General features: G+C 63.3%; 10 protein-coding genes. 8 read left to right on the forward strand and 2 right to left on the reverse strand.

What is annotated here, in order from left to right; translation table 11 throughout:
* The first annotated feature begins 64 nt into the window (after positions 1-64).
* From AC09SL_RS02660 to AC09SL_RS02690, 7 genes are all read left to right on the forward strand, one after another.
* Positions 65-949 (forward strand): LysR family transcriptional regulator, encoded by an 885-nt coding sequence (locus AC09SL_RS02660; RefSeq protein ID WP_053123328.1) that lies wholly within the window; start codon positions 65-67, stop codon positions 947-949.
* 294 nt (positions 950-1,243) lie between these two features.
* Positions 1,244-1,861, forward strand: coding sequence for a transcriptional repressor LexA (lexA, locus tag AC09SL_RS02665; protein ID WP_013692700.1), 618 nt, complete (start codon positions 1,244-1,246; stop codon positions 1,859-1,861).
* Positions 1,861-2,493 carry a translesion DNA synthesis-associated protein ImuA gene (gene imuA, locus AC09SL_RS02670; protein ID WP_058545336.1) on the forward strand — a complete coding sequence of 211 codons (633 nt, stop codon included), beginning with the start codon at positions 1,861-1,863 and terminating at the stop codon, positions 2,491-2,493. The genes lexA and imuA overlap by 1 nt, the downstream gene beginning before the upstream one ends.
* Positions 2,494-2,500: 7 nt before the next feature.
* Entirely contained in the window at positions 2,501-3,922 is a 1,422-nt protein-coding gene (locus AC09SL_RS02675; protein ID WP_064106781.1) for a Y-family DNA polymerase, read from the forward strand.
* A complete protein-coding gene (locus AC09SL_RS02680) occupies positions 3,898-6,996 on the forward strand; it encodes an error-prone DNA polymerase (protein ID WP_165826036.1) in 3,099 nt (1,032 codons plus the stop codon). The genes AC09SL_RS02675 and AC09SL_RS02680 overlap by 25 nt, the downstream gene beginning before the upstream one ends.
* Before the next feature lie 268 nt (positions 6,997-7,264).
* A complete protein-coding gene (locus AC09SL_RS02685; protein ID WP_081264375.1) occupies positions 7,265-9,376 on the forward strand; it encodes a hybrid sensor histidine kinase/response regulator in 2,112 nt (703 codons plus the stop codon).
* A 96-nt stretch (positions 9,377-9,472) separates the two neighbouring features.
* Positions 9,473-9,670, forward strand: a complete 198-nt coding sequence (locus AC09SL_RS02690; protein ID WP_225919153.1) for a hypothetical protein — start codon at positions 9,473-9,475, stop codon at positions 9,668-9,670.
* A gap of 49 nt (positions 9,671-9,719) precedes the next feature.
* On the opposite strand, the gene AC09SL_RS02695 is transcribed toward AC09SL_RS02690, so the two are convergent.
* Entirely contained in the window at positions 9,720-10,241 is a 522-nt protein-coding gene (locus AC09SL_RS02695; protein ID WP_058545332.1) for a DUF4142 domain-containing protein, read from the reverse strand.
* Between the two features lie 217 nt (positions 10,242-10,458).
* Between AC09SL_RS02695 and AC09SL_RS02700 the strand changes: the two genes are divergently transcribed.
* Complete coding sequence (locus AC09SL_RS02700; protein ID WP_058545331.1) at positions 10,459-10,695, forward strand: HP1242/YdcH family protein; 237 nt, start codon at positions 10,459-10,461, stop codon at positions 10,693-10,695.
* Between the two features lie 491 nt (positions 10,696-11,186).
* Here AC09SL_RS02700 and AC09SL_RS02705 read toward each other — a convergent pair whose 3' ends face one another.
* Positions 11,187-12,050: a LysR family transcriptional regulator gene (locus tag AC09SL_RS02705; protein WP_058543998.1), complete on the reverse strand. Its 864-nt coding sequence runs from the start codon at positions 12,048-12,050 to the stop codon at positions 11,187-11,189.
* Positions 12,051-12,109 lie beyond the last annotated feature (59 nt).

A 12,109-nucleotide genomic window follows, 5' to 3' on the forward strand; every position in this document is an offset into this window, starting at 1 on the left:
TTTTTGCGCAGCGGCTGTGCGTTTATAAACAGTCATGCCTTCAGGCGTGTTCAAGGATCGCCTCATGTTCGACTGGAATGACCTGCGCTATTTCCTGGAACTGCAACGCAGCGGCCGTTTGCTGACGGCTGCACGGCGCCTGAACACTACCCACGCCACCGTGGCCCGGCACATCGAGGCCATCGAGAAAAGCCTGGGCACCGCGCTGTTTGTCCAGCATGCCCAGGGCTATGAGTTGACCCCGGCGGGCGAGACGCTGCTCAAGCACGCCGAAGCCATGGAGAACGTAGCGTTGCTGGCCCAGGAGGACATCACCCAGTCCAGTGCGCCCCTGGGCAAGATCCGCCTGGGGGTGACCGAGGGGCTGGGCATCATGTTCCTCGCCAGTCGCATGGACGGGTTGTTCCAGCGCTATCCGGGGCTGGAAGTGGAACTGGTGGCAGTGCCGCGATTTGTCAGCATCCTCAACCGTGAGGCGGAAATCAGCATCCACCTCGAACGCCCGGCGGCCGACCTGCTGGTCACCCGCAAACTCACCGACTACAGCCTGGCGCTGTACGCCAGCCAGGCCTACCTGGACCGCTCGCCAGCGCTGCGCAGCCGCGAGGACCTGGCCCGTCATGCCTGGATCGGCTATGTCGACGACCTGCTGTTCAGCCAGGAACTGATGTTCCTCAACAGCTTTTGCCGCAACCCCCGCGTGGTGTTCCACAGCACCAGCGTCATCGCCCAGCAACAGGCCGCGCGCTCGGGCCTTGGGATCGCCGTGCTGCCGTGCTACATGGCCAGTGGCGACCCGACGTTGGTGCCGCTGCTGCCGGACGAAACCATCCGCCGCAGCTACTGGATCAGCACCCGCCGCGAACTGCACAAGTCCGTACGACTGCGGGTGCTGTGGGATTACGTGGTGCAGTTGTGCGAGCGGGAGCAGGGACTGCTGTTGCCCTGAGCAAACACATCTGTTTGGGCTGAGAAAACCTGTGGCCAGGGATTGTTCCCGCTGGGCTCTATAGGCGCTGGCGAAGCCTGCGATCTTTTGTTTTTGATCTTTCTCTGGCGACTCAATTGTCCGGGGCAAGATCGCAGCCTCGTTGCACTCGTCAGCTCCTACACAGCTCCTACACAGTTCAGGCTCGCCATATCCCACTAAACCCGGTGGGAGTGAGCCTGCTCGCGATGCGGCGGTCGTTTCACCTGTGAACTGACTGGCGGCGCTTGTCAGAAAAATCCCGAAAGAGTACAAATGTACTCCATGACGACTCTCACCCCCCGCCGTACCGCCATCCTGACTTTCATCCGCGAACGCATCGCCGATCAGGGCCAGCCTCCCAGCCTCGCTGAAATCAGCGAGGCGTTCGGTTTTGCCTCCCGCAGTGTGGCGCGCAAGCATGTGCTGGCGCTGACCGAAGCCGGTTTCATCGAGGTCAATCCGCACCAGGCCCGGGGCATTCGCTTGCTGAACCAACCACCACGGCCCGAGCTGCTGGACGTGCCGGTGCTGGGGCGAGTGGCCGCCGGGCTGCCGATCGGCGCCGACGCCGAGGTCCACAGCCGACTGATGCTGGACCCGGCGATTTTTACCAAGGCGCCGGATTACCTGCTGCGGGTCCAGGGCGATTCGATGATCGAGGACGGCATTCTCGACGGTGACCTGGTGGGTGTGCAGCGCACGCCGCAGGCCGCCAACGGCCAGATTGTCGTGGCGCGCCTGGACGGCGAAGTCACCATCAAGCGCTTCGAGCGCATCGGCGAGCGGGTGCGCTTGCTGCCGCGCAATCCGGCCTACCAGCCGATCATCGTCGAGGCCGACCAGGACCTGGCGATAGAAGGGGTGTTCTGTGGCTTGGTGAGGCAAGGCTGATGGGCGCTGTCGTTGCGCTGGACACGCTGTTCAACGGCGGCCAGGTCTGGAAGGGCCGGCCTGCGCCGCCAGCCGCCAGCCCGCAACCCACCGGCCATGGAGCACTGGACGCGGCGTTGCCCAGTGGTGGCTGGCCGGAAGCGGCGTTGACGGAACTGCTCATCGCCGCGCCGGGCGTGGGTGAGTTGCAACTGGTGTGGCCGACCCTGGCGCGACTGTCGGCGGCAGGGGAGCGGATCGTGCTGGTGGCACCACCGTTCGTGCCCTATCCCCAGGCCTGGCAGAACGCGGGCATCGACCTGCAACAGTTGTCGGTGATCCGCGCCGATGAGCGCGATGCCCTGTGGGCCACCGAGCAATGCCTGCGTTCGGGCAGTTGTGGCGCGGTTCTGTGCTGGCCCCGCCAGGCGGATGACCGGGCCTTGCGCCGCTTGCAAGTGGCAGCGGAAACCGGCCAGACCCTGGCGTTCGCCTGGCGCTCGATCCAGGAAGCCATCAACCCGTCGCCGGCGGCTCTGCGCATCGCCATCGATACCCGGCCGGCGCAATTGCGCGTGCTCAAGTGTCGGGGCGGGCTGGCCCGTTCGGCGCCGATTGCCTTTGCCACGCTCGCCCCACAAACCGGGCATTGAGGTTGCGATGCGCTGGGTCTGTATTCTCTTCCCGCAATTGGCGCTGGACGCCGCGCTGCGTCAGCGCCCCGATCCCGACCAGCCCCTGGCATTGCTGACCGGTCCGGCCCAGCGTCGGGTGCTGCAAGCGGTGAATGCGCCGGCACGGGCCCTGGGCTTGCGTCCCGGCCAGACCATGACCGCCGCCCAGGCCTTGAGCAAAGGCTTTGCCACCGCCGAATACGACGTGGCGCAAATCGAACACTGGCAACAGTTCCTGGCAGCCTGGGCCTACCGTTTCAGCTCCCAGGTCAGCGTGCATTACCCGCGTACACTGCTGTTCGAGATCGAGTCGAGCCTGGGCCTGTTCGGCCCCTGGCCGGTGTTCGAGGCGCGCTTGCGGGCCGAGCTGACCGAGCTGGGCTTTCGTCATCGCATCGTCGCAGCCCCCAATCCGGTGGCGGCGCGGGTGTTGGCCAATGCCTATGACGCCCTGGTGGTGCCCGACGCCGAGACCTTGCAACAATGCCTGGGAGACATGCCCGTGGAGCGGATCGGCCTGGAACCCGAGGTCGCCACGGCGCTGTCGCGCATGGGCCTGCGCCGCCTGAGCCAGGTCCAGGCCTTGCCCCGGCAGACCCTGGCACGGCGTTTCGAGGCCCAGGTGCTCAAGCACCTCGACGCGTTGACGGGCAGTCGCACCCTGGCGCTGTCGTTCTACCTGCCGCCAGACCGTTTCGATGTGCGCATCGAACTCAACTATGACGTGCAATCCCATCAGGCGCTGCTGTTCCCATTGCGCCGCTTGACCGGTGACCTGTCGGCCTTCCTGTGCGGACGCGACAGCGGCGTGCAGCGCTTCGACCTGCACCTGGAGCACGCCGGTTTGCCGGACACGCTGATCAAGGTCGGCCTGCTCAGCGCCGAACGGGATCCTGCGATGCTTTTCGAACTGGCCCGCGGTCGCTTGGAGCAGGTGCAGGTCGCGGCCCCGGTACGGGGTTTTCGCTTGTGTGCCGAGGACCTGCCGAGTTTCGTGCCCCAGCGCCTGGAGCTGTTCGACGAGCGCCCACAACAGTCTTTGCCCTGGGAGCAACTGCGCGAACGGCTGCGGGCGCGGTTGGGGGATGACGCGGTGCAGGGCCTGGGGTTTCGCGATGACCATCGACCTGAATGCGCCTGGCAAATGACGGCCCAACCCCGGCCCCAGGCCTGTCCGGTGCGCGCTGGCGTGCAACGTCCCGGCTGGCTGCTGAATGAGGCCCAGGTGCTGCCGGACAGCCAGGCGCGAATCCTCATGGGCCCGGAACGCATCGAGACTGGCTGGTGGGACGGTGCCGATGTACGCCGCGACTACTACCTGGTCGAAACCCGCAACGGACAACGAGGCTGGGCCTATCGACCGGTGGGCGAGGGCGGGCTGCTGTGGCTGCAGGGCTGGTTCGCATGAGCGTTGAGTATGCCGAGCTGCATTGTCTGTCGAACTTCAGCTTCCAGCGCGGAGCCTCCAGTGCCCTGGAGCTGTGCCGTCGCGCCAAGCAGCAGGGCTACCAGGCCCTGGCGATCACCGATGAATGCACTTTGGCCGGAATCGTCCGGGCCTGGCAGGCGGCCAGGGAGCTGGAGCTGCAACTGATCATCGGCAGCGAAATCCAGGTCGAAAACGGCCCGAAGCTGGTGTTGCTGGTGGAAAACCTGGAGGGCTATCAAGCCTTGTGCCGGCTGATCACCCGCGCCCGGCGTCGCAGCGAGAAGGGTCACTATCGCATCGTGCGAGAGGATTTCGACCAGCCCTTGCCGGGGCTGCTGGCGTTGTGGATAGCCGAGGGCAAAGACGCCGAGGAGCACGGCCGTTGGCTCCGGTCGATCTTTGCCGGGTGCCTATGGCTGACGGTCCAGTTGCATTGCGCACAGGACGACCGCCGCCGGTTGGCAGACTCGTTGGCGCTGGCCGAGCGCTTGGGTCTTCCAGCCGTGGCCAGTGGTGATGTGCACATGCACGTGCGCGGCCGTCGTGCCTTGCAGGACACCATGACCGCCATCCGTCACCACGTCCCGGTGGCCGAGGCCGGCCAGCGCCTGCACCCCAACGGCGAGCGTCACTTGCGCAGCCGCAAGGCTCTGGCCGATCTCTACCCGCGGGCCTTGCTCGACGAAACCCTGAACATCGCCCGGCGTTGCACCTTCGACTTGGGTCAACTGCGCTATCAGTACCCCCGCGAGTTGGTGCCCGAGGGGCATGATCCGGCGTCCTGGCTGCGGGAACTGACCGAGCGCGGCATGCGCGAGCGGTGGAAGGATGGCGTGACAGACAAAGTGCGGGCACAGATCGACAAGGAGCTGAGCCTGATCGCCGAGCTGGGTTATGACAGCTATTTCCTCACCGTACAGGACATCGTCAGCTTCGCCCGCAGCCGCCATATCCTTTGCCAGGGGCGTGGTTCGGCGGCCAACTCGGCGGTGTGCTACGCCCTGGGTATCACCGAGATCGATCCCAGCCTTACCAACCTGTTGTTCGAACGCTTCCTGTCCCGGGAGCGCAACGAGCCGCCGGACATCGACGTCGATTTCGAACATGAGCGTCGCGAGGAAGTGCTGCAGTACGTGTTCCAGCGCTACGGTCGTCATCGAGCGGCGTTGACGGCGGTGGTCAGCAGTTACCACGGCGCTGGGGCGGTGCGCGATGTGGCCAAGGCCCTGGGCTTGCCGACGGATCAGGTCAACGCCCTGGCCGATTGCTGTGGCCGCTGGAGCGACGAGGCGCCGCCAGTGGAGCGCTTGCGTGAAGGCGGCTTCGACCCGGACAGCCCGGTGTTGCGCCGAGTGCTGGGCCTGACCCAGCAACTGATCGGTTTTCCCCGGCATTTGTCCCAGCACCCTGGCGGCTTCGTGATTTGCGAGCAGCCCCTGGACACCCTGGTGCCGGTGGAAAACGCCGCCATGGCCGAACGCACCATCATCCAGTGGGACAAGGACGACCTGGACGCGGTCGGGTTGCTCAAGGTGGACATCCTGGCCCTGGGCATGCTCAGTGCGATTCGTCGCTGTTTCGACCTGATCGAGCACTACCGGGGGCAGCGCTATGCCTTGGCGTCGTTGCCCCAGGAGGATCCGGCGACCTACGAGATGATCAGTCGCGCCGACACCATCGGTGTGTTCCAGATCGAGTCCCGGGCGCAGATGTCGATGTTGCCTCGGCTGAGACCCCAGACGTTCTACGATTTGGTCATCGAAGTGGCGATCGTGCGGCCCGGGCCGATCCAGGGGGGGATGGTGCATCCGTACTTGCGGCGCAGAAACAAAGAAGAGGCGGTGACTTATCCCTCTGAAGCGCTGGAAGAAGTGCTCAACCGCACCCTGGGTGTCCCCTTGTTCCAGGAGCAGGTCATGCAGATCGCCATTGTCGCGGCCGATTACACCCCAGGTGAAGCCGACCAGTTGCGTCGCTCCATGGCTGCCTGGAAACGTCACGGTGGGTTGGAGCCCCATCGGGAACGCCTGGCGCAGGGGATGAAGAAAAACGGCTACACCGCTGAATTCGCCGCGCAAATCTTCGAACAGATCAAAGGCTTCGGCAATTACGGTTTTCCCGAATCCCACGCCGCCAGTTTCGCCTTGCTGACCTACGCCAGCAGTTGGCTCAAATGCCACGAACCGGCGGCGTTCGCCTGTGCCTTGATCAACAGTTGGCCCATGGGGTTCTACAGTCCGGACCAGATCCTCCAGGATGCCCGCCGGCATCAACTGTCGATCCGCCCGGTGGACGTGCGCGCCAGCGATTGGGATTGCAGTCTCGAACCCATGGAGGGCCGACAACCGGCGATCCGCATGGGGCTGCGCATGGTCAAGGGTTTTCGCGAAGAGGATGCCCGTCGTATCGAAGCGGCCCGCCAGCATCGGCCCTTCAGCGACGTGGCCGACTTGGGCGAGCGCGCGCAGCTCGATGCCCGGGCCCAGGCGCAACTGGCCGACGCGGGCGCCTTGCAGGGCTTGGCCGGTGATCGTCATCGTGCCCGCTGGGAAGTGGCCGGGGTGCAGAAGCAACTGGGTTTGTTCGCCGGTTTGCCCAGCCAGGAGGAACCCCCCGTGGCCCTGCCAAAACCCACGCTGGGGGAAAACCTGTTTGCCGATTACGCTACGCTCGGCACGACACTGGGCCCTCATCCGCTGGCCCTGTTGCGCCCCGAACTGCGCGCCCGGCGCTGCCGCAGCTCACGGGAGCTGCAGGCGGTGGAGCATGGCCGCAACGTCAGCGTCGCCGGCCTTGTCACCGGCCGCCAACGCCCGGGCACGGCCAGCGGTGTGACCTTCGTCACCCTGGAAGATGAATTCGGCAACCTCAACGTGGTGGTCTGGCGCGACTTGGCCGAGCGCCAGCGCAAGACCTTGGTAGGCTCGCAATTGCTCAGGGTCGACGGGCGCTGGGAAAGCGTCGGCGAGGTCCGCCACTTGATCGCCGGGCGCCTGAGCGACCTGACCGAGTTGTTGGCGGGTATCCAGGTGCATAGCCGTGATTTCCGCTAGACAACACGACCCCCGTGGCGAGGAGATGTGTAGGAGCTGTCGAGTGCAACGAGGCTGCGATCTTGTCCCAGGCAATTGAGTCGCAAGCGAAAGATCAAGATCAAAAGATCGCAGGCTTCGCCAGCTCCTACAGGGCCAAGCAGGAGTAATCTCTGGCCACAGGGATCGTGCGCATGAAACCAAACGCCAACCCAGCGCTCGAAGCTCTGATCGCAAGGGATTTGTGTCTGCCGACTCCCTGCAGGCGTTTTGAGGTTCAGAATTGACCATGCAGTTTCTATCCCAGAATCACGGGTGCCCTGGATGGGGCGGTGAAATGGCCGGGCGTATCCGGGCGTTCGATTGGAGCAGGACCGAGTTGGGCGCCATCGAGCACTGGTCCGCCAGCCTGCGCAGCGCCGTCCAATTGTTGCTGGCTTCGCCCCTGCCGATGGTGATGTTGTGGGGCCGTCAGGGCTTCATGATCTACAACGATGCCTATGCCGAGTTCGCTGGTGGCCGCCATCCTTACCTGCTGGGGTGCGCGGTGGAGTTGGGCTGGCCGGAGGTCGCCGAGTTCAATCGACATGTGCTGGACGTCTGCCTGGCCGGTGGCACCTTGTCCTACCGCAGCAAAGAGCTGGTCCTGCTGCGCGATGGCAAGCCTGAAGATGTGTGGATGGACCTCTATTACAGCCCGGTGCCCGATGACGACCAGTCCCCGGCGGGCGTGTTGGCGATTGTGGTGGAAACCACCGAGCACGTGTTGACCGAGCGCGCCCGGCAAGAGGCCGAACGCAGTTACCGAGCCGTCAATGAACGCATCCAGTTGGCCCTCTCGGCCGGACCGTTGCTGGGGTCGTTCGTCTGGGACATCCAGGCCGACACGCTGTCGGGCGATGAGCGTTTCGCCCGTACCTTCAACTACCCGCCAGACTGTTCGCTGGACGCACTGCCCATGGAAATTGCCCGCCAGCGCATCCACGCCGATGACCTCGAAGAGGTCAACCAGCGGGTCGAACTGACCTTGCGCACGGGCATCCCCTACAGCGCTGAATATCGGGTACGCGGCGTGGGCGGTGATTACCTGTGGGTGCTGGCCAGCGGTCGCTGCGAATTCGATGCCACGGGCAAGCCCCTGCGTTTTCCAGGTGTGCTGATTGACATCAATGAACGCAAGACAGCCGAAGCGTCGCTGCTCAAATTCACCCGCGACCTGGAACAGCGAGTCGCCGACGAGGTGCAGGCGCGGCTGGCAGCGGAAGAGCAGTTGCGTCAGTCGCAAAAGCTCGAGGCCATTGGCGGTCTCACTGGCGGCGTGGCCCATGACTTCAACAACTTGCTGCAAGTGATTGCCGGCAACCTGCACTTGCTGGCTCGCCACGAGCCGGATAACGCCAACGTGCAGCGGCGGGTCAGTGCCTCCATCGAAGCCGTGGAGCGGGGCGCCAAGTTGTCATCGCAATTGCTGGCTTTTGCCCGGCGCCAGCCATTGTCACCGGCGGTCTACAACCCGCGACGCATCTACGATGGCATGGGTGAACTGCTGCAACGGGCCTTGGGCGAAACCATCCAGATTGAAATGAGCCTGCCCCAGGAGCCCTGGTGCATCCACGTCGATCGCAATCAATTGGAAAACGCCCTGTTGAACCTGGCGATCAATGCTCGCGATGCCATGGGCGGCGAGGGCATCATCCGCCTGATCGGGGAGAACATCGCGCTCGATGAAGCGTTCTGTGCCGGCAAGGGGATCTCGGCCGGCGACTATGTCCGGCTGTCGGTGATCGACCGCGGTGCCGGCATGCCGCCCGACATCCTGAAGCAGGTGTTCGAACCGTTTTTCACCACCAAGACCGATGGCCAGGGCACCGGGCTTGGACTGAGCATGGTGTTCGGGTTCGTCAAGCAGAGTGGCGGCCATATCGAGATCTCCAGTGACTTGGGCGAGGGCACGCGAGTACGGATGTATTTCCCTCGAAGCCTTGCGCCCGAAGCGGGGGAAACCAAGCAACACGACGTGCTTCAGTCCGGCAGGCAAGAGACGATTTTGGTGGTGGAGGACAACGAAGAGGTGCGCAGCGCGTCGGTGGAACTGCTGGAGCAGTCCGGTTATCGGACCCTCACGGCCGCCAACGGCGATGAGGCGATGAAGTTGCTAATGGAAGGCATCTCGGTCGACCTGATCTTCACCGACGTGGTCATGCCCGGCCTGATCAAGAGCTCCGACCTGGCCGCCTGGGCCAAGGTGCAGAACCCGCCGGTCCCGGTGCTGTTCACCTCGGGACATACCCGGGACATCATCTCCCGCAACCATCAACTGAGCCCCGATACCCATTTGTTGAGCAAACCCTACGGCCCGGACGCGCTGACCCGGATGGTGAGGAACGTGCTCGGTGGCTGATCGCCGCGCAGCAAACAAATGGAACCGAAGCCGTCGTGTCACCTTCGAATGTTCAAGACCGGTCATCCATCCGGCCCTGCCATGAACGAGGTGCTTATGAACGACGATCCAGCAAACACCCAGCCAGTCCGCCCTGCCGGGACGGACCAGGCTCAGAGCGCCGCCACGGAGGTCGATCAGAAGAATCGTCATCGGGACAATGACAACACCTTCAGCCCCGGGTTCAAGCCTGATCCGGATCGGCCGAAATCTGGCGAGGATACTGACGCTGATATCGACACCGATGGTGGCTAGCCTATAAAAAGCCCCGTTTTCTTTTTAGAACGGGGCTTTTTATATTTCGCTACTTGCTTGGATGCGCAGCCTGAAGTTTCTTGGCGGCTTCCAGGTGCTGTTGCAGGTCTGGCAGCATCTTCTGGGCGAACGCCTTGAGTTCGGTATTGCCAGCCTTCTTGTCGTCGGTGACAGTCTCGGCTTCTTTCTTGAACAGGGCGATGGTTTCTTCGTGGGCCTTGACCTGGTTGTCGGCGTAGGCTGCATCGAAGGATTCGTCGCGCATGTCGAGAATTTTCTCCTTGGCCTGCTTCACCAGCGTGGTGTCGTCGGGTACTTCGATGTCATGTTTTTGCGCCAGGGCTTTCAGCTCTTCGTTGGCCTTGGTGTGGTCGGCGATCATCTTGTTGGCGAATTCCTTGATGTCCGCCGATTGGCTTTTTTCCAAGGCCAGTTTGCTGGTCTCGATTTCTGCAATGCCACCGGCCGCCGCGTTGTCGACAAAGTCGTTGGAAGTCGCGGCCCATGCCATGCCCATGCTGCTACTCAAGGCAACTGCCAGGCCGAGTTGACGCAGGGTAAATCTGTCCATAGGTAAGTCTCCACACAGGTTGAACGAGCGATTCTTGTCGCCTCTGTTCAATGGAGGGCGACGCACCGGCAAAGGTTTGATCGCCAATCGATCCGGTACGACGAACGGTCACCGCTGGTCGGATTGGCGGTCGACAGAACCCTGTCGAGGAGGCCATCCTGATAATCGACGGGCGCCGCAAGGGCGTCTGCCACCGACCCATCGAAGGAGGTGTTCCATGCCGGTGTCCCACGATTTGTGCCAGGATCTCAAATGCACAAAAGACCACATCCAGCAAAAACGCAGCGAGAATCCAAGGCTCGACTCGTTACTTCAAAAATACTCCCAACTTGATGCCGAGGTGGTCGAAGCCGAAAAACCATCCACCGGCGCGCTGTCCGACGATGCTTTGGAGACGCTCAAGAAGAAGCGATTGCTGGTCAAGGACGAGATCGTGGCGCAGATGCAGAGGTAGTGCGAAGGGCTTTTGTGGCGAGGGAGTCCCCGCCGCGTCACCGACGCTGCGCTGTCGCGCAGGGAACAGGTCTTGTGGCGAGGGGATTTATCCCCGCTGGGCTGCGCAGCAGCCCCCAACCAGACAACTCGGTGTGCCAGTAAGATCGAGGTCGTTGCTTTTGGGGCTGCTGCGCAGCCCAGCGGGGATAAATCCCCTCGCCACACGGGAATAGCGGTCCAACTGAGTCGCATTGCAGCTTTTTGAAAAGCACTTTAAAAACATGGCGTTGCAATTTGTTCCATGAGAGCTTGCTCCCGCTGGGCTTCGCCTGTAAGAGCTATGTAGGAGCTGTCGAGTGCAACGAGGCTGCGATCTTTGCCCGAACACTTGAACCTCAAGCGAAAGATCAAAAGATCGCAGCCTTCGGCAGCTCCTACCACAACCTAGCGGGAGCAAGCTCCCTCGCCACGACAGGTCCTCATTCCAGGCAAGTCTTGCCTCACCGATTGTCAGGTCAGTGGGTCCCAGCGCTGCGACCAGTCGCTGCCGGTCTTGACGATTTCTCGCAATACCTCGAACGCTTGCTGCAACGCCGCTGAATCCCGATCGCGGGAGTAGACCAGATAGGTGGGGTAGTTGAACTCCGGTGCCTTGGGCACCCGTTCCAGGATGCCGCTGTCCAGGTAGCTCTGCACGACCCGGGTGCGGAAGTAGCCGCTGCCGCCATTTTCCAGGATGTACTGCAGGGCCAGCGGGCCGAGGTTGAAGGCCACGGCGGCCTTGGCCTTGTCCGGTAGCGCGGTGTCGTGTTGGCGACGGAAATCAGCACTCCAGTCGATGTACACGTAGGGCTCGGGACGAGTGGTCAGGCGCACCAGGATGAGTTTTTCTTCCAGCAGTTGTTCTACCTGCAGGCGCGGCCAGTATTCGGGTTGATACACCACCGCCGCGTCCAGCAGACCCAGCTCCAGCTGTTGCAGCAGTTTCTCGCCGTCGCGGATGTCCATGCGCAGGGCATGACCGGGAATTTTCTGGCGCAGCTCGCCGGCCCAGGCGAGCATCAAGGGATTGCACAGGCTGACCTCGCCCCCCAGGTGCAAGACGTTGCGATAGCCCTCGGGCAGTGGCAGGTCCCGGCGGGCCGCTTCCCAGGTCTGCACGAGCTGGTTGGCGTAGACCACGAACGCCTCGCCGTCGCTGGTCAAGCGCGCGCCGGCACGGTTGCGTACGAACAGCGCGCAGCCGAGCTGGCTTTCGAGCTTCTGGACCCGGGCGGTGATCGCCGTCTGGGTCACGTGCAGCTTTTCGGCGGCCGCAGCGAGGCTGCCGTGGCGGACGATTTCCAGGAAGGTGCGGGCGAGGTCGATGTCCATGTTCAGGCCGATGCGGGGGAAGCGGGCATTGTAAGAGCTGCCGCGCCTCCCCGATACCG

This window comes from Pseudomonas sp. PF05 (assembly GCF_056521845.1).

What these genes read in the sequence shown, in the direction of transcription:
- AC09SL_RS02700 (WP_058545331.1), top strand. Translation starts at nt 10,459, where the DNA reads ATGCCGGTGTCCCACGATTTGTGCCAGGATCTCAAATGCACAAAAGAC.
- AC09SL_RS02705 (WP_058543998.1), bottom strand. Translation starts at nt 12,050, where the DNA reads ATGGACATCGACCTCGCCCGCACCTTCCTGGAAATCGTCCGCCACGGC.
- AC09SL_RS02675 (WP_064106781.1), top strand. Translation starts at nt 2,501, where the DNA reads ATGCGCTGGGTCTGTATTCTCTTCCCGCAATTGGCGCTGGACGCCGCG.
- AC09SL_RS02660 (WP_053123328.1), top strand. Translation starts at nt 65, where the DNA reads ATGTTCGACTGGAATGACCTGCGCTATTTCCTGGAACTGCAACGCAGC.
- imuA (WP_058545336.1), top strand. Translation starts at nt 1,861, where the DNA reads ATGGGCGCTGTCGTTGCGCTGGACACGCTGTTCAACGGCGGCCAGGTC.
- AC09SL_RS02685 (WP_081264375.1), top strand. Translation starts at nt 7,265, where the DNA reads ATGCAGTTTCTATCCCAGAATCACGGGTGCCCTGGATGGGGCGGTGAA.
- lexA (WP_013692700.1), top strand. Translation starts at nt 1,244, where the DNA reads ATGTACTCCATGACGACTCTCACCCCCCGCCGTACCGCCATCCTGACT.
- AC09SL_RS02690 (WP_225919153.1), top strand. Translation starts at nt 9,473, where the DNA reads ATGAACGACGATCCAGCAAACACCCAGCCAGTCCGCCCTGCCGGGACG.
- AC09SL_RS02695 (WP_058545332.1), bottom strand. Translation starts at nt 10,241, where the DNA reads ATGGACAGATTTACCCTGCGTCAACTCGGCCTGGCAGTTGCCTTGAGT.